Below are 23,380 nucleotides of genomic sequence, written 5' to 3' on the forward strand. Positions count from 1 at the left end.
TCACACCCGCTCCACCAGCATCGCGACGCCCTGGCCGACGCCGACGCACAGCGTCGCGAGCCCCCTGCGGGCGTCCTCCCGCTCCAGGCGGCCCAGCAGGGTGAGCAGGATACGGGCGCCCGAGCAGCCGAGCGGATGGCCCAGCGCGATGGCGCCGCCGTCGGCGTTGACCTTGTCCTCGTCGAGTTTCAGCCGGCGCATCACCGCCAGGGCCTGAGCGGCGAACGCCTCGTTCAGCTCCACCGCGTCGAGGTCCCCCGCCTGCCATCCGGCCCGGGCCAGGGCCTTCTCGGTGGCGGGCACCGGGCCGAGACCCATGATGTGGGGCTGGACGCCGGCCGAGGCCGAGGTGACGATCCGCGCCCGCGGGGTGAGCCCGTACCGGTCCACGGCCGCCGCGCTCGCCACGATGAGGGCGGCGGCGCCGTCGGACAGCGGCGAGGAGGAGCCGGCGGTGACGATGCCGTCCTTGCGGAAGATGGTGCGGAGGGTGCCGAGCTTCTCCAGCGTGGTGGAGGGGCGGGGCCCTTCGTCCCGTATGACCTCGCCGTCCTTGACCGGGACGGGCACGATCTCGCGGTCGAAGCGGCCCGCCTCCTGGGCGGCAACGGCTCGCTGGTGGCTGCGCAGAGCGAAGGCGTCGGACTCGGCACGGGTGATGCCGTCCAGGGCAGCGACCTCCTCCGCGGTCTCCCCCATCGACAGGGTGACCATCGCTGTCTCAGGTCCGGCACCTGCGGGGACGGCACGGTCGGCGGCCGTGAAGCGGGGGTTGGTGAACCGCCAGCCCAGCGACGTGTCGTGCACCTGGCCCGGCTTGGCCCAGGGGGTTCCCGGCTTCTCCATGACCCACGGGGCACGGGTCATGGACTCCGCGCCGCCGGCCACGACCAGGTCGGCCTCGCCGGCGCGGATCGCCTGGGCTGCCGAGGCGACGGCTGTCAGGCCCGAGGCGCACAGCCGGTTGACGGTGTAACCGGGCACCGTGTGCGGCAGCCCGGCCAGCAGGACTGCCATACGGGCCACGTCCCGGTTGTCCTCACCGGCCTGGTTGGCCGCGCCGAGGATCACCTCGTCCACGGCCTCGGACGGGATGCCGGAGCGGCGTACGGCCTCGCCGACGACGAGGGCAGCCAGGTCGTCGGGACGGACGGAGGCCAGTGCGCCACCGTAACGGCCCTGCGGGGTGCGGGCTCCGTCGATCAGGTAGACCTCTTCGGGCATCAGACGGACTCCTCGGCGGTGACGACGGGACGACGGGACTGCAGAACGGCGAAGCGGCCGGCGACGAAGGCCGCGTCGGACAGGGTGGCGCTGGCTGCGGGGTTGGCGGCGCTGCCGTGGAAGTCGCTGAAGGCGGCGGACTGATTGACGAAGATCTGCCCGGTGAAGTTCTCGGACAGATGGACACCAGCGTCGAGGGCGGCCTCCTCGGCGGAGGCCAGCACATCCTCGTCGGTGGAGTGGACGGCGGCGGTCAGCGCCCCGTGCGCGCGCACCATCGCACGGAACAGCTCCAGGCTGTGCCGGGTGGAGTCGGTGCCGATCACGAACGACACCGGCCCGAACCACTCCCTGCTGTACACCTCCCGGTCGGCCTCCGCGTCCAGCCGTGCCACGAGCGGCGTCCGCACGTCCGCCTCGGCGTACTCCGGGTGTTCGACGGACGCCGACGCCCGCACCGTACGACCGACGCCGGCCGCGTCCTTCAGCCGATCACGCACTCCGTCGTTGACGATCGCGCCCAGCGTGCCGGCGGCACGCGCGGGGTCGCCGAGCAGCCGGTCCAGGGCTGCGGCCAGGTCGGTGGCGAACTCGTCGGCCGTCCGTCGGCCCTGGTCGGTGGCGATGCCCTCGCGCGGGAGCAGCAGGTTCTGCGGGGTCGTGCACATCTGTCCGCTGTACAGCGACAGCGAGAAGGCGAGATTGCCCAGCAGACCGCGGTAGTCGTCGGTCGAGTCCAGCACGACCGTGTTCAGGCCGGCCTTCTCCGTGTACACGACTGCCTGGCGGGCGTGGGTCTCGAGCCAGTCGCCGAACTCGGTGGAACCGGTGAAGTCGACGATCCGCACGTCCGGGTCCAGGGCGAGCGTGGCGGCATCCCGGCCGCCGGGCGCCTCGGCGACCAGAAGGACGAGGTCAGGGCTGAAGCCCGCCTCGGCCAGCACTTCGCGGGCGATGCGCACGGTGATCGCCAGGGGCAGCACGGCACCTGGGTGCGGCTTGACCACGACCGGGTTGCCGGTGACGAGCGAGGCGAACAGACCCGGATAGCCGTTCCAAGTCGGGAAGGTGTTGCAGGCGACGAGGAGTGAGACACCACGGCCGACGGGGCTGAACTTCTTGTCCAGCACCAGGGCGTCGCCCTTGCGCTGCGGCTTGCTCCAGCGGGCGGCTGCCGGGTGCTTCTTCTGCGCCGCCCACGCGTAGGCGACGGCTTCAAGGCCCCGGTCCTGGGCGTGCGGGCCGCCCGCCTGGAAGGCCATGACGAACGCCTGGCCGGTGGTGTGCTGCACCGCGTGGGCGATCTCGAAGCTCGCCGCGTTCAGCCGGGCGAGGATCTCCGCAGCGACGCCGGCGCGCGTGTCCGGGCCGGCCGCACGCCAGGCTGCCGTGGCGTCCTTGGCGGCGGCCACGGCCGCGGTCGGGGAGAGCCGGGGGTAGCTGATGCCCAGCGGGAAGCCGTACGGGGAGCGCTCCTCGGGCGCCACGCGTCCCTCCCCCGGATGTCCGGGCAGGTCGAACGGCCTGCCGATCTGTTCCCGGAAGGCCGCCTCACCCAGCCCGGCGGCGTCCTCGCCGTACACCGACTTGCTGGGCGACTCGGGATAGGGCGTCCAGTGCTCCCGGCTTTCCGTCGCAGCCACCGCCTGCTCCAGCAGGGTGCGATGACGTGCGAAGAAGTCGGGCACCTCAGTGGCTGCGTGTTGCATATGACTCACCTCTTGACAGGCCCTGGCATGGCTTGATTACTTGGCCATGCCGACGCTAACCGAATGTTCGGTCGGGACACAAGGTGGTGTAAACCGTGACGGAAACAACGCCCACGATTTCGGAGTCGACAGCGCGCATGTTCGCCGCGGACCAGGCTTCACGCCTTCTCGGCATCGAACTGCTGGAGCACGGCGAGGGAACCGCAGTACTGCGCATGACCGTGACGGCATCCATGGTCAACGGGCACGGGACCGCCCACGGCGGATACCTGTTCCTCTTCGCCGACACCGCCTTCGCCTGCGCCTGCAACAGCCACGGACCCATCACCGTCGCATCCGGGGCGGACGTCACCTTCGTGGCGCCCGCCCACGAGGGAGACGTCCTGACGGCCACCGCTCGCGAGATCACCCGCTTCGGTCGCAGCGGCATCTATGACGTCAGCGTCATCCGCGGCGAGACGGTGATCGCGGAGTTCCGCGGCCGCAGCCGCAGCATCCGAAGCACGGAATCGAAGGAGCCGCAATGATCAGCGAACCGAACGCACAGATGGACGTCCGCCCCCGCCGCGGTGAGCCTCTGCCGGCGGAACTGCAGGACGATGCAGAGCGGATGTCGCGGGAGGAGATGGAGGACCTCCAGCTGCGCCGCCTCCGCCGGACGCTTCGGCACGCCTACGACAACGTCGAGCTGTACCACAGGAAATTCGACCAGGCCGGCGTGACTCCCGACGACTGCCACACACTCAAGGATCTGGCCCGGTTCCCCTTCACCACCAAGGCCGACCTGCGCGACACCTATCCGTTCGGCATGTTCGCCGTACCCATGGACCAGGTCCGCCGTGTTCACGCCTCCAGCGGCACCACGGGCCGCCCCACCGTCGTCGGCTACACCGAGAACGACCTGTCGACGTGGGCGGACGTGGTCGCCCGTTCGATCCGCGCCGCCGGCGGCCGTCCGGGGCACAAGGTGCACATCTCCTACGGCTACGGCCTGTTCACCGGCGGCCTGGGCGCGCACTACGGCGCCGAACGGGCCGGGTGCACCGTCATCCCCGCCTCCGGGGGCATGACCGCACGCCAGGTGCAGATCATCCAGGACTTCAAGCCCGAGATCATCATGGTCACCCCGTCCTACATGCTCACCCTGCTCGACGAGTTCGAGCGCCAGGGCGTGGACCCGCGCTCCACCTCCCTCAAGGTGGGCATCTTCGGCGCCGAACCGTGGACGGAGGAGATGCGCCGCGAGATCGAGGAGCGCATGGACATCCACGCCGTCGACATCTACGGCCTCTCCGAGGTGATGGGCCCCGGCGTGGCACAGGAGTGCGTGGAGACCAAGGACGGCCTGCACGTCTGGGAGGACCACTTCCTCCCCGAGATCGTCGACCCGTTCACGGATGACGTCCTCGCCGACGGTGAGAGCGGTGAACTCGTCTTCACCTCGCTCACCAAGGAGGCGCTCCCGATCATCCGCTACCGCACCCGCGACCTGACCCGGCTCCTGCCCGGCACCGCCCGGCCCGCCTTCCGCCGTATCGAGAAGATCACCGGCCGCTGCGACGACATGATCATCCTGCGTGGGGTGAACGTCTTCCCGACCCAGATCGAGGAGGTGGTGCTGCGCGCCCCCGGCGTCGCCCCGCACTTCCAGATCCAGCTGAGTACAAGGGGACGAATGGATCACATGACCGTCCGTGTGGAGGCCGAGCCCGGCGCGGAGCCCGAGCAGCGCGAAGCGGCCGCCCGCGCGATCGCCAAGGGAGTCAAGGACGGCGTCGGCGTGAGCGTGGAAGTGGAGATCGTGGAGCCGGAGAGCCTGGAGCGCTCCCTCGGCAAACTCCGCAGGATCAAGGACCAGCGCACGGCGTGATCCGTCACCTTGCGACAATGGCCGGGGGGCAAGACGCCCATCGGACATCCCGCACGGCACGGGGAGCGGCCCGCCTACGACCGTGACTCCCTCCTGGAAGTCGCGGTCGCGGTCTTCAACGAGCGCGGCTACGACGGCACCGGCATGGAGGAGCTGGCCCGGCGCCTCGGCCTGAGCAAGTCCAGCATCTACCACCACGTCGCCGGCAAGGAAGAGCTGCTCTCACTCGCCGTCACCCGTGCTCTGGACGCGCTGTTCGCCGTGCTGGACGAGGGCCCAGCACCGTACACGTCGGCAACCGCCCTGCTGCGGCACGTCGTACGACGCAGCGTCGAGGTGCTCGCCTCGGAGCTGCCCTACGTCACCCTGCTGCTGCGGGTGCACGGCAACAGCGACACCGAGCGGCGGGCGCTCGCGCGGCGCCGGGAGTTCGACCATCGGGTCGCCGACCTGGTCGTACGCGCCGCTGCCGAGGGCGGCGTACGCGACGACATGATCGTGACCACCGCGATCCCGTGGCGGGCTGCCCCACCCCAGTGGATGGTGAGGCCGCTGACGAGGAACGCGATCGCTGTGCCCACCCCAACAGACCCCGTGACGACGCCGTAGAGCATGTTCAGTTCTGACTCGTTGCGGCTGCGCGTCCTCAGGATGGCAATCAGTAGCGGAATCGTCGGGCTCAGACCCACCACTGCCCGCCCGGCGACGAAAACATGTGATCCCGGGGCGAACACACAGAGCGCATTGCCGATCACGACTGCAAGCAGCGCGAGCAGGAAGACCTTACGAAGCCCAATGATGTCGCCGATCCGGCAGATCGCGGATCCTGTCGCTGCCCCCACGATGGCCACGATCCCCAGAGAGAACGCGACCTGTTCGGCCGTCATGTTGTACTCGGCGCTGATCGCGCCGAAGAGCGGAATGAACGACAGCGATTCCGCATCGAAGGAGATCACGACCACCGCACTGAGGATCGCCAAGACCATGCGTTCCCCGATCGGGAGTCGAGCGATGCGGCGATCCACCGCCGAGGCTGATGCGGGGACAGAAGATGATTTAGCTGCTGACATGGATGCTCCAATTTTGACTGGGGCAGATATCGACCCACGGGTGAACACGTGTCGGCCGGGCATGCGCAATACGACGGTGCGTAAGCCCTTTCTGTCGTCAGTGCTGACGTTGACGCTGGCGCCCCTTTGCGTTGGCCGCCAGAGAGGCGCATCGGCGAGGAAAATACGACCCGCATCACAAGCGCGCCAGGCACTTTTTCCACATCACGGAACCGAAGTTGAAAGCCTGCTTCCTGTTCGCCTGCAGCTGACGGATCGCCATCGATCGGCGCTGGTCGTGCGCTTGGGGTGCATCGGAGTGCTCGGGCTGGATGCCTGCAGCCCCAGAAAGCCGCCCAACTGCCGATTTGAGGAAAAGGCAGCGCATATGGGCAGCCCTGGAGTTCTGCATACTCTTTTGGCCCCTCGGAGGGGTGGGCCCGTGAACCACATCCATCGGAAATGCCGTACCACGCGATCGACCTGACCCGCCGGCGGCGCGGATCCAGAAGGAACTGAGAATCAGATCCTCAACAACTCGGGCCCGACGCCGACACATCACCGCCTGGTTGAATCCTTGACCGCGGGACTCGGCCTCTTCGGGGCCGGATACGCATGAATGAAGATGATCACGTCCTCTCTCCCGAGGTAGCCGCAGCGATGGCGCTCCGACTCGCACAGATGATGGAGTCGTGCCTGAGCGACCGACGGTGTCTCCCCGCGGTCTGCGGACGTGTCCGCAGACCGATGCCCGGCAAAGTGACAGGATCGGAGGCTGTCCGTTGGCCCCCGGGCCGGGCGGCCACGCTCCGGCACGTCCGCTCTCCGATCCGAGGCCACTCGCCGGCCGTTCAGGCCGGAAGACCCGCAGGATCGTCCGCAGCCTGGCGTCTCATCGGAGAAGGCGCCCGGCGGGCCAGCAGAACCACCGCAAAGCCGGTGAGCACTCAGAGCCCCGCCACCACCAGGAAAGTGTCGCGGAAGCCGCTCTCGCCCCCGCCGAAGGCGTTGATGAGTCCCACGCCCAGGACACTGCCGACGGTCATTCCCAGGTTACGAAGAAGGAGATTGAAGGCGAGGGCACTGCTTGTCTCGGACGTGGGGACATGAGGGACCATCAGTGCAGGCAGTGACGAGATCGTGAACCCGCTCCCGACGCCCCCGACCGCCAGCCAGAGCAGCCCCTGCCACAGATGGTCGTGTGCCAGAGCCATCCCGACGGATGCGACCAGGTAAGTTCCGCAGCCGATTGGCAACAGGAGCGGTGTGCCCATCCGTCTGGACGTCGCACGTGCGGCTCGATTCCCCAGCACACTCATCAGCGAGTACGGGACGAGGGACAGACCGGTCACCATGGCCGACTCGCCGAGGCCGAAACCACTGGCCTCCTCCGTCGTGCCGACCAGGAGGACGCCAAGGGTCAACAGCGCGTACATGCCGATGCCGGCGAGGAGACCGACCAGATTGGGCCCGTCGAGCCCCGGGCGCACTGCCAGCCTGAGATCGACCAGTGGCTCGGTGGGCTTCAGCGACCGTCCCACCCAGGCGGTGAAAAGCAGGATTCCAGCCGCACCCAGACCCAGAGTTGGCAGTGAGGTCCAGCCCCACGTTTGGCTCTGCGACAGAGGGAGCAAAAGAGCTGTCACGCCTGCTGAGAGCAGTAGGGCCCCCGTCCAGTCGAGCCGGGCCGTGGCTCCGCCCTCGGAGCGGGGCACGAAGCGCCAGGCCAGGACAGAGGTGACTATCGTGAGAGCCAGGCCCAGACCGTACGCCGTACGCAATCCGCAGAGATCGGCCACCAAGGCAGTGAGGGGATAGCCGAGCCCCAGCCCTGCAACAGTCGTCACGGACAGCAGCGCAATAGCGCTGCTCTGACGCTCAGCCGGCATCTGGTCGCGAGCCACCGCCATGACCAGCGGGGTCAGAGCCATCCCGACGCCTTGCAGCGCCCGCCCGGTGAGGAAGAGCCCGAAGTTCGGGGCGCACGTCGCCAGGACGAGACCGAGCGTTACAGCGCCGAGTCCGCAGAGCAGCGTCGGCCGTCGTCGCCGTCCGCTTCCGAGGCGACCGATGAGGGGTGTGGCGACGGCGGAAACCAGCATGGTAGAGGTCAGCGACCACTGGGCGGGGCCCAGGGAAACATCGAACTCCGTAGCTATGGACGGAATCAACTGAGTTCCCAGGCTGCCGACGACCGAGCCCAGCGTCGTGACCGTCGCGAGGACGAACAGCAGCAGCCGGCCTTGGAGGGCCGGCGGATCAGGGCCGGACCTCCCTCAGCAGGATTCTTCTGCCTCTGCCCGAGACGGTTACTGAGCTACCTGGCGTGGTCTGCGATACCGAAATCGCCTCGTGCTCGCCTCGGCGACCAGAGCCATGCGGCTGGTCCAGAGCCCCGAAGCAAGCGTCATCCGAGCGTCAAGAACCTTCGGACGAGGCCTCGAAATCGTCACTGCTGCGGTCGTTGCCACCACGAAACCGCAGGTCAAGCCACCTCCAGGCATCGGTCTGTCCGTTCGACCCGCTGCACCGAAGGAAACAGGTCGAGCGTCCACCCGCGCCGCAAAACCGCAGGTCAGGAACCCTTGGCAGCAGGCTCCAGAATCGCCACGCACTCCACATGATGCGTCATCGAAACCATGTCGCAAGATGCGAGACCTTACATAGTCCCAGGTCAGCACCGGTTTTCGCCTACCCGGAGGGGCCTTGCGGACACTCGGAGCGTCAAATGAGCGTCATCTCCGGCCGGCGCGGCACTCCCTCGCGCCCATGCAGACAAGAGTGCTACCTCAGGAGCGTCCCGCTCAGCCTTTCACACCACCCGTGTTACCCGGCCGGGCTAGGTCTGCCAAGTCGTGCAGGGACGCCGGCCACCGACTCCTGCACCACAGCAGTGCCGTGCCCGGTCATTGCACGGACCAGCTCGGGCTCCAGGACGTTCGTCAGTCAACTGCGGATCCCGGTGCCGTTCTTGAACACGACCCCCAGGAGTTGCTACAACCGACCTCGGGTCTGCGCGGGCATCAACTCCGCCTCGATGGGCCCTGGCTGCGGTTGGCCGCCGCCCGGTGCCGAGCTCCGCCGCCCTCAGCTCCTCGAGCGGAGCGAGGTCGCCGAGTCCGGTACACACACCACGTCGCCCCCGTTCAGCGCGGCGAGCGAGGCATCGATCACCTGGGGCACCCATTCCGCCCTCGTCGCGGACCGACGGTTCACACCCCCGCCGCAGGACCCTCATTTTGTCGCCGCTGGCGACGGAGCGTGCCCGCTGCGTGGGCTGTGACCACTTTTCTCCACTGGCGTCACAGTCGCTCGGCATGAGCCGGCCCGCATCGCCCCTGCGACGTCCGGGCGTCAACGAGCATCCTGGAGCGCAACACCAGCAAGCACCATGGGTCGCTGCCTGTGCCGGTGTGACACGAACTCTGGTGAGCCGGGCGACTGCGGCGCCCGGGCGTTCGACACGCCGGTGCCGGGCCGTTCGACGGGCGGTTGGCCGACGGGTGCATCCGTTCAGGGGCTCTGTGGTGCAATGACATCTGACCGGCACCGGGGCTTGGCCGGCCCCTCGCCCACGCGGGACGGAGCCCTGAGCGCCAGCGAGGAGTGACCGTGACCGTATGCGGGCCTGACGGGGACGGTGGGCCGACCACTCGTCTTCCCGAGAACGGGGGTGGCCCGGGCAGGGCGATGACCTTGGCGGGGACATTGGCGGCGGCGGAGACCGCGGCGCCCGTGGAGTCGCTCGACGTGGTCGCGCGCATGCTCAAGGAGCACCTCGGGGCCGCGTCGGTGTCGTTCCTGATCACCGACTTCACCGGCGGCTCGGTCGTACGGCTGGGGGCGGCGGGCAGCGTCGAGACCGATGAGCCCGCCCGGCGCATCACGCTGCGGGGCACCCTGTACGACGACGTGATCCGCACCCAGCGGCCGAGCGTGGAGGATAGGGGCGAGGGCGCGCTGGTGCGGATCGTCGCCCCGGTGACCAACCGCGGGGACGCCATTGGGCTTCTGGAACTGTTCTTGCCCTCGGCGCCGGACGCGGAGCTGATGAGGGAGGTCGGCGAGACCGCGCACGCCCTGGCGTACATCGTCATCGCGAACCGGTCCTTCACCGACGTGTACCAGTGGGGCCGCCGTACCGTCCCGCTGAGCCTGGCCGCGGAGATCCAGCACCGGTTGCTCCCCGCGTCGCTGGCGTGTGAGGCGGCGCAGTTCGCGGTGGCCGGGGCGCTGGAGCCGGCCGACCATGTGGGGGGTGACACCTTCGATTACGTGATCGACCGGGACTCGGTCCAGCTCTCAGTCACCGATGCCATGGGTCACGATGTCGACGCCGCGCTGCTGGCCACTCTCCTGGTGGGCGCTCTGCGCCGGGCACGGCGGGCCGGTGCCGACCTCGCCGAACAGGGCCGCCAGGCCGACCAGGCCATGCGCGAGCACGGCCGCCAGGGCTACGTCACCGGCCAGCTCCTGCGTATCAGCCTGATCGACGGCAAGACCGAGTTCGTCAACGCCGGGCACCCCTGGCCGCTGCGGATGCGGGACGGACAGGTGCGGGAGATCGCTCCGAAGGTCGATATGCCGTTCGGCTTCCATGGCCCTCACAGCTACCGGGTCCAGTCGCTGGACCTGCGGCCGGGCGACCGGCTGGTGATGCTGACCGACGGCATGCTGGAGCGCAACGCCCACAGCCTCGATTTGTCGGACTTGATCGTCCGCACCCGCGCACTGCATCCCCGTGAGGCCGCCCGCACCCTCATCGCGGCGGTCGTTGAGGCCAACGACGGTCACCTGCAGGACGACGCAACCGTCATATGCCTGGACTGGGGCGGCGTCGGTCGCTCCCAGCGGGACGCCGACACCGGCGCAGACCTCGCCGACGCGTCCGCCCCGTCACGGACGGGGCGGACCGCTCCTGGGCGATGACTCAAAATCTGCTCCGATACCCCGCTTCGGCCGGCCCTGGGCGGGCGAATCGGGGTGCTCTGCCCCAGGTGACCGCGTCACCGGGGCAGGCGCCTGCGGCGGCCCAGGCGCAGGCCGAGGAGGACGAAGTCTGCGAGCAAAACCACCACACCGATGACCAACAGGTAGAGCAGGCACTTCGCCACCACTCCGATGATGCCGAGCACGACGGCCACAACGACCAGCAGGAGGAAGAGAGCCATCCGTGTCACCTCCATGGTGGGGGAAGTCGGTGGGGGCATCAGCGGCGGGCGAGGCGACGTTCGCCGCCCGCACCCGTTCGGTAGGCGAGCTCGTAGTGCGCGAAGACCGTCTTCTCGTCCTCCGCGTGCAGTTCGCCGTCCGTGCCGATCGAGGGCGCTTCCTTGACCTGCTTCTTGTCGTAGGCGACCTTCAGATAACCGGGACCGACCGTCGCGTCGCCCAGGGGGACGAAGACCAGCCGGTGCCGGGTCGGCAGACCGACCTTGACCGTCGCGAACGCGGGCTGGTCCGTGGCCGTGTCGACGTAGAGCGCCTCCAGGACGCCGATCTTGTGCCGCTCGTGGTCGACCACGTCGTGGCCTCGCCATTCCCTGATGTCTTCCGCCTCGAACACGGGACCCCCCTCTGTCGCAGGTCAGCTGAAGTCCGCTGTCTCGTCTTTCTCTCGTTCCTCCCTCCGTACCTGCCTACGGGGCGTCACACGCTGGAGAGCAGCCAACTTGCAGGCCGGAGCGGCGGACGGAGTTCGCGCGCGGCGCGATGTCTAGGCGGCCGCCGGGCCCGTCGCGGCCCAGCGCGTGGCAACGTGGGTGACGAGCGACGCGAGCCGGAACGCTGTCGCGGTCAGTAGGTGGCCAGGGAGATGGCGGTGTAGTGCGCGGTGAAGGCTGCCACGGTCAGCGCGTGGAAGACCTCGTGGAAGCCGAACCAGCGGGGTGAGGGGTCGGGTCGCTGGAGGGCGTAGACGACCGCGCCCGCGCTGTAGAGGAGACCGCCGGCCACGATCAGGGTGAGTACGGCTGCTCCGCCGGTGTGCAGGAAGTCGGGCAGGTAGCGCACCGGTGCCCACCCCAGGGCCAGGTAGCACGGGGTGTACAGCCAGCGCGGGGCTCCGACCCACAGGACCCGGAACGCGATGCCGGCCAACGCGCCTGCCCACACGATCCACAGCAGCACGGACCGCTGTTCCGGCGGGAGGAGGAGCACGGCCAGGGGGGTGCAGGTGCCGGCGATGATCAGGAAGATGTTGGCGTGGTCGAGACGTCGCAGAAGAGCTTCGCCGAGCGGCCCCCAGGTGCCGCGGTGGTAGATGGCGCTCGTTGCGAACAGCAGCCAGGCGGTGACCGAGTACACGGCGCAGGCCCGGACCGCCTGGGGAGTACGGGCCAGGCAGATGAGCACGATGCCTGCGATCAGTGCGGTGGGGACCATTCCGGCATGCAGCCAGCCACGCAACCTCGGCTTGATCGGTTCGGCCAGGTCGGCCGCCCGCTCCACCAGAGCGGCAACCGAGTAAGCGTTCCCCCCTGCATCGTCACCTTGTGATCCGCAGGGCAGCCCGTCTTCACGGCATTCTCCACGCGCTGAGGCGACGTGAATGTATTCGGCTTCAGCAGCGTCGCGAGACACAGCCTCTCGTCCTCCCTCGGACTCCTGGGCATCACCGGCAATCATGCGGTCATGCTAGGAGACCTCACCCGGACAGCATTCTGGGAGGTCGGTCTCGAACCCCAGGCCCACATCGCCGGGCATGGGCTGCTTCGCCGCCGTGTGAACCCCAGCCCCCCGTTGATCCTGCCGCCAATTGAGTCTGCCGAAGCCGAGTAGATCGGCTGGTCATGGGAACGATCAGGGCTCCCGAACGGCTCCCGAACGGGCATCTCCGCTCGCCTACGCACAAGGATCGCCGATGCTTCCTGAGGTCCGCCCCCACGTATCCAGCGCCCTCGCAGACCAGTTGGAACACCAATTGGGCCTGGCTCCGCATCTCGAAGCCAGCCACCTCAAGGTGGAGGGCGTCGCCGGCATCGCAGTCGTCGCAGCTGCCCACTCCGACGGCTATGCGGCCACCGGCCATCTTCTCGGCCTGCTGGCCGCGCTACCTGCCCCCATCACGGCAGGAGAACGGTTCTGGTCGGACCTGTGGAGGTCCTCGGGCACCGCGTACCTGCTACCCGTCAACATCAAGGCTCTGGTGCTGCGTTCCCTGGCAGGAGAGGGAACCGCCCTGGCCCGACAGATCCTCTCGGCTGTCGATGAGATGACCCCGCCCCAGCGCATCGCAGCCGGGGAGGTGATCGGTCAAGCCCTTGTCAAGTCCGACCATTTTCCCGACCTCAAGACACAGGTCATCGGAGAACTGTGGCTCCGAGATCTCGAGCTCACCGCCTGGCGCGTCCTGCATGCGGACCGCAGATGGGACGATCCGGCTGGACGGAAAGCTTTCGTCGACGCCTGGACGAGCGTCTGAACGTCTGCTCCTCCAAGCTGCACGACAGCCGTGCAGGGCATGCGGCGCCCGAGCCCGACGACGCTTGAAGCGACTGAGGTCAGGAAGTTCCGGGCCGAGGTCGCACCGGCCCCGCGCCTCAACCGATCAGGGCCGCACAGCAATGGCTGCGCGGCCCTGATCCTGTGCACGCCCGGCGCGAGAGCAGGCGCCTTCGTCCGGGTGAGCGGCACGGCCCACACGGGCGGCGGTCACCGGACGCGTGTGCGTGACCCCTCGTGCAAGGTTGAGAGGTCAGGCCGGGTTGATGTTCTCGGCCTGCGGGCCCTTCTGGCCCTGGGTGACGTCGAACGTCACGGCCTGGCCCTCCTGGAGCTCACGGAAGCCCGAGGAGTTGATCGCGGAGTAGTGCGCGAAGACATCCGGGCCGCCGCCGTCCTGCGCGATGAAACCGAAGCCCTTCTCCGCGTTGAACCACTTCACAGTTCCCGTTGCCATGTCTTATGCCTTCCAGTCGATGAACGCCTCCCACTCCATGTGGAAGGCAGAGGTGATCGCCCTGGTTCCTGCGGCACAGCACAGCAAAGCGCCCACACCAAAGGCGTGGGCAAGGGAGAATTCCGAACCACGACAGCTGACGCAGACGCTACACGCCCACACACCGCGTCACCATAGGAAACGATCACGCCTCACACCGAGATCGTGCGTGCGGTGCCCGCCGACGCTGACGGGCACGCTCATCTCATGCAGCTGCCGTTGGGTTTGGTGATTCGGCGGTGCGGCGGTGTTCGGCGTTGATGCGCTGGGCTTCTTCGAGCTGGTCTTCGAGGATGACGATGCGGCAGGCCGCCTCGATGGGGGTCCCGTGGTCGACGAGTTCCCGGGCGCGCGCGGCGATCCGCAGCTGGTAGCGAGAGTAGCGGCGGTGGCCGCCCGCGGATCGGAGCGGGGTGATGAGACGGGCTTCGCCGATGGCGCGGAGGAAGCTCTGGGTGGTGCCGAGCATTTCGGCGGCCCGGCCCATGGTGTAGGCGGGGTAGTCGTCGTCGTCGAGACGGCCGTACGAGTCGTCTGCTGTCATTGCACCTCTCTGTGGAACGTGTGGAGGGGCCCTGGTGCCGTACTGGCACCAGGGCCCCGAAGGAACTGCTACACCATCTGCCGACCCTGATACTGCGCCGGCTTTCTGTTTCCGCAGACCCGACCGAGATGCTGTCGGGGTTGCGGGGATCGCGGTTGCTTGACCGGAGACCACCTCACTATCGATGTCCTGCGGTACCCGGGTCCAAGACTTCCGCCCGGGCGATCCTGATGGTGCCTGGCTCCTCCGTTCTTCCCTCTGAGATCAATCACTTACCAAGCGGGGTACTGCGTACTGCTGGTGATGCGAACTACCCAGTGGCCTGCGATAGCGCCACTCTTCGGCAGCCAGCCCCGTCGCCCGTCCTGCATCTGCTTTGGCTTAGAACCCCACTGCCGAACCTCCCGGTGCGCGCGTCCGCAGCCGACGCCTTCACCGAGGAACCAATGACAACCACGCTGCTGGTACTAGGAACTGCACTTACACAACTGCTACTGCACTACTGCTCACGGCGGCCCCTGATCACTGCGGGCCACCCGGTCCGGCCGTCAGCCCCGTCACCAACAGCCCTGGCTTCGGAACTCCACCACCGCACCGTCCTGCGCACTGCAACTGCGTGTACTACTGCCCGCCAGTTCGTCTCTGCCGGGCCTTGCTGATCTCGGCTACGAGAGAAACCATAGCCACACCACCACCCAATGTCTACTCCAGCGGGCATAGATTTCCGCGCACTCGAAGATGAGGTAATCCGCGTCGACCGGTCTATGGATGGTTCAAGCGGCTCCGAAGCTCAGTCCGGCCCCCGGAGTGACCCACAGCCGCGCAGCACGTCGGGCTGAGCGTGACGTCGCCGACTGCGCCGCGGCTACCGTCGGCGGGCACCGGCCAACACTGGGCAGTGACTGACACACCGACCGGGGACGGACGTTTCCGGCCGTATCACCCCACGGGTCTGCCGTTGACGGGCGTGGCACAAGGACCTGCGCCGCCCTCGACGATCCCGGCCCGATGATCGAGCAGCTCGTGGAAGCGTGCGTGCAGGCGCCGCGATCCGCAGCCTGGCGCTCCTGCTGCCGCGTCAGTGCCTTGTCGAGGATCTGTTTACTCGTCCCGCGGTCACTCTCGTGCTCGCCCGGCCGGTGGCATCGCCGTGGATGGGCCGCCTGCTCGAATCGGCGCGAGCCCACGACTCGGGCAGGCCGTGGGCCGGCATCGTGACACGGGCGCACGTCAGCGTGCGGCCACGCGTCGACTGTGGTCCTCAGTCCCCTTCGGCAAGCACTGTGGCTCTGCCGGGTTGGCGGGTGGAGGGGCGGGGCACAAGGGTCGGGTAAGCGAAGGCCGGGCATGGACGATCCACAGACCAGGGTGACCCTGATGAACATGATGACCGTCAATGCCACAACCGCCCGTTCCACGGGAGCCGTTGCCGACGCGCGTGATGCGGCTCGGGCCTTCCTCGAGGGCTTGCGGCAGCCGGCCGTGGCCCCTGACGCCGCGGACACCGTGGTCCTGGTCGTGTCCGAGCTCGTCACCAACGCCCTGCGCCACGGCGGGGGCACCTGCACATTGGAGCGGGGGCACCTGCACATTGGAACTGACTGCGCACCCCGACACCATCGAGGTGGCCGTCCACGACCCCAGCCGGCATGCGCCGCGCATGCGCACCCCTGACCTGAACGGCGGCACCGGGGGCTTCGGCTGGCCCATGGTCAACCGACTCGCCCGCGCCACCGCGGTCACCCGCCGGGCCTCCGGCGGCAAAACCGTGAGCGCGCATCTTGCCTGGTAGCGCCACCGGTCAAGCAGCCGGATGGCCGGTGAATATAATCTGCCTCATGTCGAAGCCTGACGAGCTGCTCATTGACGTCGCTGCCCTGGTGGAGTCCGGGCAGAGCAATCAGATGTCCCTGACCGTAGTCACCGGTGGTGCTGTCATCACCGGTCGGCTGGCTCCCGAAGCCGTGTGGAGGCTGAGGGTGTCGGAGGTGCTGACGGACTCCGACCGCCTGGGAGAGTTCTCCTCCATCTTCGACGCCCCCACGAAGAAGGACGGGCCGCCCACGCATCTGCACTTCCATGTCGCCCGGATCCTGCAGGGCACGGTGGGCATCCCGGAGACGGGCGGGATGTACCGGGTCGCGATCGAGGACGTCAGCGCCTGGACCGTGGGCGACTTCAGCTATTCCGACCACTGAGCAACCAGTGCGGCGGGAACCCGTCGCACGCAGTGTGGGCCCGACCGGCGCGCCGGTCGGGCCCACTGCCGTTCAGGTGTCGACTCGTGCCTGTTCCGTCGGTCAGACGGATACGGGAGTGCCGAGCATCGCGGAAGCTCGCTGGAGCGAGCTGAGGATGCGCACGGGTGCGGCCTCGGGGAGGGTGCGGCAGGTGAAGCCGAGCTGAGTCATGGCCCGGAGGACCTCGGCGGCGCTGAAGTCACGGCGGTCCTGGCGGGTGACGACCTGGCCGACCTGCTTGACGGGGTAGCGGCGGCGGCCGATGGTCACGGATTCGCCGGTGCCCGGTTCGGGCTTGATGCCCTTCATCGATTCCAGCACGCCGCTCTTGGTGAGCTCGAAGGGGAAGCGGGCGATGACGCAGCGCATGTGGCCTCACAGGGAGAAGGGGGAAAACGGTCCGACCAGGGTGAGGCGCTTCAGCGAGAGAGGGCGAGGATGCCCAGGGCGCTGCCTTGCTCCTCGACCACCGGCAGGGCACCGAGCCGGAGGCAGTGCATCGCGTGCTCGGCTTCGGCCGCAGTGGTCACGGGTGAGGTGAACGCGCCGTGGTCGCCGAGGATGTCGCGCAGGCGGACACGATCCGTGTAAGCGGAGCTGTCACAAACGGCAGCCAGTTCGGTCTGGGTGACCAGGCCGGTGCACTGGCCGTCCTGGTCGCAGACGACCAGTCGACCCGTGCGGGCGGCGGCCATGACGGACAGCGCCACCTCGACGCTCATGTCGTCACAGACCTGCGGTCCGGCCGCGTCCATGGTGTCGGCCACCGTCCTGTGCACGGGAGTGGCGCCCGCCGGGCGGGCTTGCATCTGAACCAGCGTCAAAATGTGCCTCCTGCAGAAGTGGGTCAGTTCCCTGATCATGAACGTTCTAGGCCGCCGCGTCGAAGGAGGACTGCCGTACGGTCACGCGCCGGGCGGCCGAAGCGTGGCTGCGTCGGCCTCGGGAGGCCGCGCTGCGGCTGCGCGGACGCCGCTCGGCCACCGGCGCGGTGATCGTCACGGGAATGCCGGAGGGGGGCTGGGCGCCGGTAATACGGCTGAGTGCCTCTTCCCCGGAGCGGACCTGGGTGGTCTGGGGCACGATGCCGGCGGCTGCCATGAGGCGGGTCATGTCGCGGCGCTGGTTGGGGGTGACCAGGGTGACGACGCTGCCGGACTCGCCGGCCCGCGCGGTGCGGCCGCCGCGGTGCAGGTAGTCCTTGTGGTCGGTCGGCGGGTCGACGTTGACGACGAGGTCGAGGTTGTCGACGTGGATACCGCGAGCCGCGACGTTCGTCGCGACGAGCACGGTGACGTGCCCGGTCTTGAACTGGGACAGGGTCCGGGTCCGCTGCGGCTGCGACTTCCCGCCGTGCAGCGCGGCGGCCCGCACCCCGCTGTTCAGCAGGTCCTGCGTCAGCCGGTCGACGGCGTGCTTGGTGTCCAGGAACATGATCACCCGGCCTTCGCGCGCCGCGATCTCCGTCGTCGTCCGGTGCTTGTCGGCGCCGTGGACGTGCAGGACGTGGTGCTCCATCGTGGTGACCGCGCCTGCGGACGGGTCGACGGAGTGGACCACCGGGTCGGTGAGGTAGCGGCGGACCAGGAGGTCGACGTTGCGGTCGAGGGTGGCGGAGAACAACATGCGCTGGCCCTCGGGGCGGACCTGGTCCAGGAGTGCGGTGACCTGGGGCATGAAGCCCATGTCGGCCATCTGGTCGGCCTCGTCGAGGACGGTGATCGCGACCTGGTTCAGCCGGCAGTCACCCCGGTCGATGAGGTCCTTCAGGCGGCCCGGCGTCGCGACGACGACTTCGGCGCCACCGCGCAGTGCGTTGACCTGCCTGCCGATCGGCATTCCGCCGACGACGGTGGCCAGGCGCAGCCTCACCGAGCGGGCGTAGGGGGTGAGGGCGTCGGTCACCTGTTGTGCCAGCTCACGCGTCGGTACGAGGATCAGGGCCAGCGGCTGGCAGGGCTCGGCGCGCTGTCCGGCGGTGCGGGCCAGCAGGGCCAGGCCGAAGGCGAGGGTCTTGCCTGAGCCGGTGCGCCCGCGACCGAGGACGTCGCGGCCCGCGAGGGTGTTGGGCAGGGTCGCGCCCTGGATCGGGAACGGGATGCGCATGCCTTGTGCGGTGAGCGAGGCCAGCAGCCGCTCGGGCATGTCGAGGTCGGCGAACGCCTCGACGGCGGGCAGCGCTGGAGTGATCGTCTCGGGCAGGGCGAACTCGCCCTGGGCCGCCGCGGGCCGCCGACCCTGGCCGCCCATGCGGCTCGGCCCTCCGGAACGGCGCGGGGCGGGCGAGCCGAAGCGGCTGCCCCGGGGCGAACCGGCGCCGGAGCCAACAGCGGGACCGCCGGTCCGGCTGCGGGTGCGGGAGGAGCGGTTGTTCGTACGTGAGGGGTTCATTCAGAACCTTCCTTGATACGGCACGTATCAAGGAATTCTCGCAGCAGAGGAACAGCGCGGGGAATCACAAGAACGGGCCGAACGAAATGCGAAAGCAGATCTGGCCTGCGGTGACTCCGGCGCAAATGCAGGCAATGAAACGGGTAACGTCATGCGGACGTTAAATCCCGGACGGCTACGGGCGCATCTTTAAAGAGGCCCGCGTTCTTGGAAAAAGGTCCGTAGGCGTCGTTGCGGCACAGGGGAAGCCCCAGGGAATGACCGTAGGTGGGGCCCGGCCCGCACCCCGAGGGATGCGGGCCCCAGCTACGGAGTGCGCGTCAGCGTCAGGCGGGAACGATGTTCTCGGCCGTCGGGCCCTTCTGGCCCGGCGCGATGTCGAAGGTGACCTTCTGACCTTCGAGCAGCTCACGGAAGCCCTCAGCCGCGATGTTCGAGAAGTGGGCGAACACGTCAGCGCCGCCACCGTCCTGCTCGATGAAGCCGAAACCCTTGGCCGCGTTGAACCACTTCACTGTGCCAGACGCCATGTCATATCTCCTTGTGGGGCAGTACGCCGAGACCCGCAATCCACGGATACCGGGTCGCCGCGATGATGCCCCGCCCGGAAAATGACCGGAAATACAAAACGCTTCCCGCGGCCGAAAAGCCCGGCGGAAGCGTTGAAGTTTTTGGGAACCACGACTGCAACTAGGAGCGACAGTAGCATGCGGTAGTGACCTGTGTACGGTTAATAATTCCGCTCTGTTCGTTGCAGCAAACACACTGTCCGCGCGGCGCATAAAACTCTCGTCTCGCGGTCATAGATATTGGCCCACCCAAAATGCAGCTTTCCAGAAAGGGCGGTCGCTGTTTACGGCTCGGAAGGCACAATTATTGCGGGTGGCACCGCCCTGCAACATCACCCCCATCAGCCCGTACGCCGGTCCCGACGCAGATCAGCGCCGCGCAGCGCTCTCACCAGTGCCCCAGATCCCACCACCGTCGACTGAGACTGAAGGGGGCGATGTCTCGGCCCGGGGCCTCTTCTGGCCCTGGGTGACGTCGAACGTCACGGCCTGGCCTTCCTGGAACTCACGTAAGCCCGCGGGCTGATCGCCCTACGGTGGGCGAACACGTCCGAGCCGCCGCTGTCCGGGCGATGAAGCCGCAGCCCCTCTGCGCGTTAAACCACTTCACAGTTCCCGCGGCCCTTGCCTCACGCCCTCCTGTCGATGAATGCGTCCTACGACATGCGGCAGACGAAGGCGGCCACCCTGGCCCCTCCGCCACAGCAGAACGCCCACGACGAAGGTGTGAGCGAAGGGAACTTCCTGTCAAGGCAGTTGGCACAGAAGCCACGCGTCCGCACGGCCTGTCACAACATGACGCGCCACACTCCCGACAGGCGTGTGCGGTACCGGCGGACACGCACCACCTCAGCCCTCGGTCGTCGGGTTCTCAGATTCGGCGGCGTGGCGGTATTCGGCGTTGATGCGCTGGGCTTCTTCGAGCTGGTCTTCCAGGATCACGATGCGACAGGCGGCCTCGATGGGGGTGCCCTGGTCGACGAGCTCCCGGGCGCGGGCAGCGATGCGCAGCTGGTAACGGGAGTAGCGGCGATGGCCGCCCGCGGAACGCAGCGGGGTGATGAGGCGGGCTTCACCGATGGCGCGGAGGAAGCTCTGGGTGGTGCCGAGCATTTCGGCGGCCCGGCCCATGGTGTAGGCGGGGTAGTCGTCGTCGTCGAGACGGCCGAACGAGTCGTCTGCTGTCATTTGCACCTCTCTGTCGAACGCGTGGAGGGGCCCGGATGCCGTATGGCACCCGGGCCCCGAAGGAATTGCTACACCATCTGCCGACCCTGATACTGCGCCGGCCTTCTGTGTCCGCTGACCCGACCTGGAAGTTGTCGGGAGTGCGGGGATCGCGGTTGCTTGACCGGAGACCACCTCACTATCGATGTCCTGCGGTACCCGGGCTCAAGACTTCCACCCGGGCGATCCTGATGGCGCTCGACTCCTCCGTTTCTTCCCTCTGGGATCAATCACTTACCTACCGCTGGTACTGCTCTCCTGCGTACTGCTCTGTGGCCTGTGACAGCGCCACTCTTCGGCAGCCAGCCCCGTCGCCCGTCCTGCGTCTGCTCTGGCTTAGAACCCCACTGCCGAACCTCCCGGTGCGCGCGTCCGCAGCCGACGCCTTCACCGAGGTGCTGCTCACTGACTTCACTGCCGGGTACTGCGAACTGCGCTTACGGGTACTGCTACTGCGTGAACTGGTACTGCTCACGGCGGCCCCTGATCACTGCGGGCCACCCGGTCCGATCGTCAGTCCCGTCGCCATCCTGCAACAACCCTGGCTTCGAAACTCCACCACCGCACCGTCCTGCAAACTGCAACTGCGTGTACTACTGCCCGCCAGTTCGTCTCTGCCGGGCCTTGCTGATCTCGGCTACGAGAGAAACCATAGCCACACCACCACCCAATGTCTACTCCAGCCGACATAGATTTTCGTGCGCTAGTCAGAGAGATAGTCGACCTCGACCACTGATGGGGCACGCGGCGGCCCCGCTCCAGCCGGGACACCCACAACGCCCTGCACCACGGCGGCGGCACCTGCACCCTGGACCTGACCGCGCACCCGGACAGCATCGAGGTGTCCGTGACCGCAGCCCGCAGGCCCCGCGCATGCGCACCCCCGACCTGAACGGCGGCACTGGAGGCTTCGGTTGGCCCATGATCAACCGCCTCGCCCGCGCTACCGGTGACCCGCCGGACGGCCGGCGGCAAGACCGTAAGCGCCCCTCTCGCCGTGTAGCACCAAGGCGCCGCTGCCCACCCGCGACGGGTGACCTCCCCAAGACTTGGCTGCTGCCCCGATGTAGCCCAAGGCCGGAATCAGCGAACCCGCGCCCGGGGCGCCTCCCGACCGCCTGTCTGTCTGGGCGGGACAGTGAGGCCCTGTCGGTCTTGCGGGCATGATCGAAGAGGATGAGGGTGTGCGTCCCGTCGCCCCAGGTGTCCAGGAATGGAACGCCTCGCCCCGCAGACCTCAGCGCTGCGGCTGGGAAGCGACCTACGACGCAGAACTGACCGCCCTCATGATCTGCGCGCACATCTGCGCCTACGGTCATGTCGGGCGGAACGGTCCAGGTGACGCGCCGCAGGCAGACACTCGACCTGTCGGACCTGGTCGTCCGCACCCCCTCGTTGCATCCCTGCGGGCCGCCCGCACCCTCATCACGGCGGTCGTCGACGCCAACCACGGTCGCCTGGAGGACGACGCGACCGTCATGTGCCTGGACTGGCACGGTGTCGGCCACTGGCGGCGGGACGCCGACACCGGCGCAGACCTCGCCGACGCCTCCGCCCCGTCACGGACGGGGCGGCCACTCCTGGGCGATGACTCGAGAGCTGCTTCGGCACCCCGCTTCGGATCGGCCCTTGGCCGGGGCGGCGAAGCGGGGTGCTCTGCCCCTGGTCACCGCATCACCGGGACACGCGCCTGCCGCGGCGGCCCGGGCGCAGGCCGAGAAGGCAAAGTCGGCGAGTGCCTGAGGAGATCAGCGCCGGGGCACGAGCGGCAGAGGCCGCCGCCGCACGCGTGCGTGCCGGAGCGGGCCGGTGCGACGAGATGTGTGCTGGGGCAAGCCGTTGCAGCGCCAAGCCCAACTGCGCACCACCGGACGCACGAACCCGCTTGGGCCTCGCACCGGCTCCGCCCACGACGTGGCGTGGTCAGCGCCTGAAACTGTCCTTCGACCTCTCCTTGATGTCCCGGGCCTTGCCCCGGGCCTCCAGTGCGGCCCCCTTGGCTGCGGTGGTCTCGTTGCCCACCGCGTGGGCCACCTTCCTCACGGCCTTCCCGACAACCTGCTCGGCCTTGGCCTTGGCCTTCTCTCCGGCACTCATGTCGGTCCTTTCATAGGCACTCACTCACCCGCCTGCCCCTGGCCCCGGAGCGGAAACAACGGGTACCGCAGCACCGCCTCCTCCGACGGCCGTGCTCTCCCGCAGCTCGCCGCAGCGATGCCCACACACTTCATTGTGTTCCCGGCAGAAGTGTGTCGTGGCGCTCGATTTTCGGTTTCTAGGGCGCAGGTGCCTTGATTTCCCTGTTTCGGTCGGGTCGGCTGAGCTGGGTTGGCTGTGGAAGTTCGTGGCCGTATGGCAGGTGGGAATGGCTGCAGCCCGGCACTCAAGTCGTGCGCTCCGGGTTCCTCGGGTCGTGGGTTGGCAGAGGCAGCGCCGCTGGTCAGGTGGCCGGCCTCGGCAGGGCGGAGACGGCCCTCCTCCGCGGGTGCGAGGACCAGACCGTCGCGGCACATGCCCGCGCGCACCTCCGAGCCGGCCGCACCGGCCTCGTCGACGTCGGCGTCACGCCGCGTCACGCCGACATCTGCACTGAGCACCTGTCCGTCCACGTCAACGCG

At 68.3% G+C, this 23,380-nt stretch carries 20 protein-coding genes and 4 pseudogenes; 8 read left to right on the forward strand and 16 right to left on the reverse strand.

Going from position 1 to position 23,380, the window contains the following annotated elements:
• Together OG972_RS11110 and paaN are read right to left on the reverse strand one after the other, a co-directional pair.
• On the reverse strand, positions 1–1,224 hold the full coding sequence (locus OG972_RS11110; RefSeq protein ID WP_266980605.1) for a thiolase family protein: 1,224 nt from the start codon (positions 1,222–1,224) through the stop codon (positions 1–3).
• Positions 1,224–2,933, reverse strand: coding sequence for a phenylacetic acid degradation protein PaaN (paaN, locus tag OG972_RS11115; protein WP_266980606.1), 1,710 nt, complete (start codon positions 2,931–2,933; stop codon positions 1,224–1,226). The genes OG972_RS11110 and paaN overlap by 1 nt, the downstream gene beginning before the upstream one ends.
• Before the next feature lie 137 nt (positions 2,934–3,070).
• Here paaN and paaI point away from each other — a divergent pair, with 137 nt between their 5' ends.
• The 3 genes from paaI to OG972_RS11130 are packed head-to-tail and all read left to right on the forward strand — an operon-like array spanning position 3,071 to position 5,412.
• The gene (gene paaI / locus OG972_RS11120; RefSeq protein WP_266990408.1) at positions 3,071–3,460 is read left to right on the forward strand and encodes a hydroxyphenylacetyl-CoA thioesterase PaaI; all 390 of its coding nucleotides are present in this window, start codon (positions 3,071–3,073) and stop codon (positions 3,458–3,460) included.
• Positions 3,457–4,803, forward strand: coding sequence for a phenylacetate--CoA ligase PaaK (gene paaK, locus OG972_RS11125; RefSeq protein WP_266980608.1), 1,347 nt, complete (start codon positions 3,457–3,459; stop codon positions 4,801–4,803). The genes paaI and paaK overlap by 4 nt, the downstream gene beginning before the upstream one ends.
• Positions 4,804–4,842: 39 nt before the next feature.
• A complete protein-coding gene (locus OG972_RS11130; protein ID WP_266990410.1) occupies positions 4,843–5,412 on the forward strand; it encodes a TetR/AcrR family transcriptional regulator in 570 nt (189 codons plus the stop codon).
• Here OG972_RS11130 and OG972_RS49570 read toward each other — a convergent pair.
• Positions 5,385–5,936, reverse strand: a pseudogene (locus OG972_RS49570) (MFS transporter); the annotation flags it as partial. The gene OG972_RS11130 and the pseudogene OG972_RS49570 sit on opposite strands and share 28 nt — an antisense overlap.
• Positions 5,937–6,799: 863 nt before the next feature.
• Positions 6,800–8,023: an MFS transporter gene (locus tag OG972_RS11135; RefSeq protein ID WP_266980610.1), complete on the reverse strand. Its 1,224-nt coding sequence runs from the start codon at positions 8,021–8,023 to the stop codon at positions 6,800–6,802.
• 1,519 nt (positions 8,024–9,542) lie between these two features.
• On the opposite strand from OG972_RS11135, the gene OG972_RS11140 reads away from it, so the two are divergent.
• Positions 9,543–10,781 carry a PP2C family protein-serine/threonine phosphatase gene (locus tag OG972_RS11140; protein ID WP_266980612.1) on the forward strand — a complete coding sequence of 413 codons (1,239 nt, stop codon included), beginning with the start codon at positions 9,543–9,545 and terminating at the stop codon, positions 10,779–10,781.
• 77 nt (positions 10,782–10,858) lie between these two features.
• Here the strand turns inward: OG972_RS11140 and OG972_RS11145 are convergent, their stop codons facing one another.
• From OG972_RS11145 to OG972_RS11155, 3 genes are all read right to left on the reverse strand, one after another.
• A complete protein-coding gene (locus tag OG972_RS11145) occupies positions 10,859–11,023 on the reverse strand; it encodes a hypothetical protein (RefSeq protein WP_266980614.1) in 165 nt (54 codons plus the stop codon).
• A gap of 38 nt (positions 11,024–11,061) precedes the next feature.
• Positions 11,062–11,418, reverse strand: coding sequence for a PRC-barrel domain-containing protein (locus OG972_RS11150; RefSeq protein WP_266980616.1), 357 nt, complete (start codon positions 11,416–11,418; stop codon positions 11,062–11,064).
• Positions 11,419–11,648: 230 nt separating this feature from the next.
• On the reverse strand, positions 11,649–12,434 hold the full coding sequence (locus tag OG972_RS11155; protein ID WP_266980618.1) for a hemolysin III family protein: 786 nt from the start codon (positions 12,432–12,434) through the stop codon (positions 11,649–11,651).
• 280 nt (positions 12,435–12,714) lie between these two features.
• Here OG972_RS11155 and OG972_RS11160 point away from each other — a divergent pair, with 280 nt between their 5' ends.
• Entirely contained in the window at positions 12,715–13,275 is a 561-nt protein-coding gene (locus OG972_RS11160) for a hypothetical protein (protein WP_266980620.1), read from the forward strand.
• Positions 13,276–13,548: 273 nt separating this feature from the next.
• Here the strand turns inward: OG972_RS11160 and OG972_RS11165 are convergent, their stop codons facing one another.
• Positions 13,549–13,752, reverse strand: a complete 204-nt coding sequence (locus OG972_RS11165) for a cold-shock protein (protein WP_019072426.1) — start codon at positions 13,750–13,752, stop codon at positions 13,549–13,551.
• A 244-nt stretch (positions 13,753–13,996) separates the two neighbouring features.
• A complete protein-coding gene (locus OG972_RS11170; protein ID WP_266980622.1) occupies positions 13,997–14,335 on the reverse strand; it encodes a MerR family transcriptional regulator in 339 nt (112 codons plus the stop codon).
• Between the two features lie 1,377 nt (positions 14,336–15,712).
• Between OG972_RS11170 and OG972_RS11175 the strand changes: the two are divergent.
• Both OG972_RS11175 and OG972_RS11180 read left to right on the forward strand, forming a co-directional pair.
• Positions 15,713–16,127: pseudogene (locus OG972_RS11175) on the forward strand (ATP-binding protein).
• A 46-nt stretch (positions 16,128–16,173) separates the two neighbouring features.
• Complete coding sequence (locus OG972_RS11180; RefSeq protein ID WP_266980624.1) at positions 16,174–16,533, forward strand: hypothetical protein; 360 nt, start codon at positions 16,174–16,176, stop codon at positions 16,531–16,533.
• 102 nt (positions 16,534–16,635) lie between these two features.
• Here OG972_RS11180 and OG972_RS11185 read toward each other — a convergent pair whose 3' ends face one another.
• The 6 genes and pseudogenes from OG972_RS11185 to OG972_RS11210 form a co-directional block, all read right to left on the reverse strand.
• Positions 16,636–16,944, reverse strand: a complete 309-nt coding sequence (locus OG972_RS11185) for an SCO5918 family protein (protein ID WP_030980872.1) — start codon at positions 16,942–16,944, stop codon at positions 16,636–16,638.
• 50 nt (positions 16,945–16,994) lie between these two features.
• Entirely contained in the window at positions 16,995–17,399 is a 405-nt protein-coding gene (locus tag OG972_RS11190) for a CBS domain-containing protein (protein WP_266980627.1), read from the reverse strand.
• Positions 17,400–17,445: 46 nt separating this feature from the next.
• Positions 17,446–18,966 carry a DEAD/DEAH box helicase gene (locus OG972_RS11195; RefSeq protein WP_266980629.1) on the reverse strand — a complete coding sequence of 507 codons (1,521 nt, stop codon included), beginning with the start codon at positions 18,964–18,966 and terminating at the stop codon, positions 17,446–17,448.
• Positions 18,967–19,292: 326 nt separating this feature from the next.
• Entirely contained in the window at positions 19,293–19,496 is a 204-nt protein-coding gene (locus OG972_RS11200; protein ID WP_030980875.1) for a cold-shock protein, read from the reverse strand.
• A 465-nt stretch (positions 19,497–19,961) separates the two neighbouring features.
• Positions 19,962–20,145, reverse strand: a pseudogene (locus OG972_RS11205) (cold-shock protein); the annotation flags it as partial.
• A gap of 239 nt (positions 20,146–20,384) precedes the next feature.
• Positions 20,385–20,723 (reverse strand): MerR family transcriptional regulator, encoded by a 339-nt coding sequence (locus OG972_RS11210; protein WP_266980630.1) that lies wholly within the window; start codon positions 20,721–20,723, stop codon positions 20,385–20,387.
• Positions 20,724–21,537: 814 nt separating this feature from the next.
• Here OG972_RS11210 and OG972_RS11215 point away from each other — a divergent pair.
• Positions 21,538–21,765, forward strand: a pseudogene (locus OG972_RS11215) (ATP-binding protein); the annotation flags it as partial.
• Between the two features lie 920 nt (positions 21,766–22,685).
• Here the strand turns inward: OG972_RS11215 and OG972_RS11220 are convergent.
• Positions 22,686–22,859, reverse strand: coding sequence for a hypothetical protein (locus OG972_RS11220; RefSeq protein ID WP_266980632.1), 174 nt, complete (start codon positions 22,857–22,859; stop codon positions 22,686–22,688).
• Positions 22,860–23,380 lie beyond the last annotated feature (521 nt).

The sequence above is a fragment of the Streptomyces sp. NBC_01669 genome (genome assembly GCF_026339735.1).
GTDB lineage: Bacteria > Actinomycetota > Actinomycetes > Streptomycetales > Streptomycetaceae > Streptomyces > Streptomyces yanii.

Excerpts from the sequence above, each read along its gene's own strand:
- OG972_RS11110 (WP_266980605.1), bottom strand. The coding sequence starts at position 1,224 with ATGCCCGAAGAGGTCTACCTGATCGACGGAGCCCGCACCCCGCAGGGC.
- paaN (WP_266980606.1), bottom strand. The coding sequence starts at position 2,933 with ATGCAACACGCAGCCACTGAGGTGCCCGACTTCTTCGCACGTCATCGC.
- paaI (WP_266990408.1), top strand. The coding sequence starts at position 3,071 with ATGTTCGCCGCGGACCAGGCTTCACGCCTTCTCGGCATCGAACTGCTG.
- paaK (WP_266980608.1), top strand. The coding sequence starts at position 3,457 with ATGATCAGCGAACCGAACGCACAGATGGACGTCCGCCCCCGCCGCGGT.
- OG972_RS11140 (WP_266980612.1), top strand. The coding sequence starts at position 9,543 with ATGACCTTGGCGGGGACATTGGCGGCGGCGGAGACCGCGGCGCCCGTG.
- OG972_RS11145 (WP_266980614.1), bottom strand. The coding sequence starts at position 11,023 with ATGGCTCTCTTCCTCCTGCTGGTCGTTGTGGCCGTCGTGCTCGGCATC.
- OG972_RS11160 (WP_266980620.1), top strand. The coding sequence starts at position 12,715 with ATGCTTCCTGAGGTCCGCCCCCACGTATCCAGCGCCCTCGCAGACCAG.
- OG972_RS11165 (WP_019072426.1), bottom strand. The coding sequence starts at position 13,752 with ATGGCAACGGGAACTGTGAAGTGGTTCAACGCGGAGAAGGGCTTCGGT.
- OG972_RS11170 (WP_266980622.1), bottom strand. The coding sequence starts at position 14,335 with ATGACAGCAGACGACTCGTACGGCCGTCTCGACGACGACGACTACCCC.
- OG972_RS11180 (WP_266980624.1), top strand. The coding sequence starts at position 16,174 with ATGTCGAAGCCTGACGAGCTGCTCATTGACGTCGCTGCCCTGGTGGAG.
- OG972_RS11185 (WP_030980872.1), bottom strand. The coding sequence starts at position 16,944 with ATGCGCTGCGTCATCGCCCGCTTCCCCTTCGAGCTCACCAAGAGCGGC.
- OG972_RS11195 (WP_266980629.1), bottom strand. The coding sequence starts at position 18,966 with ATGAACCCCTCACGTACGAACAACCGCTCCTCCCGCACCCGCAGCCGG.
- OG972_RS11200 (WP_030980875.1), bottom strand. The coding sequence starts at position 19,496 with ATGGCGTCTGGCACAGTGAAGTGGTTCAACGCGGCCAAGGGTTTCGGC.
- OG972_RS11210 (WP_266980630.1), bottom strand. The coding sequence starts at position 20,723 with ATGACAGCAGACGACTCGTTCGGCCGTCTCGACGACGACGACTACCCC.
- OG972_RS11220 (WP_266980632.1), bottom strand. The coding sequence starts at position 22,859 with ATGAGTGCCGGAGAGAAGGCCAAGGCCAAGGCCGAGCAGGTTGTCGGG.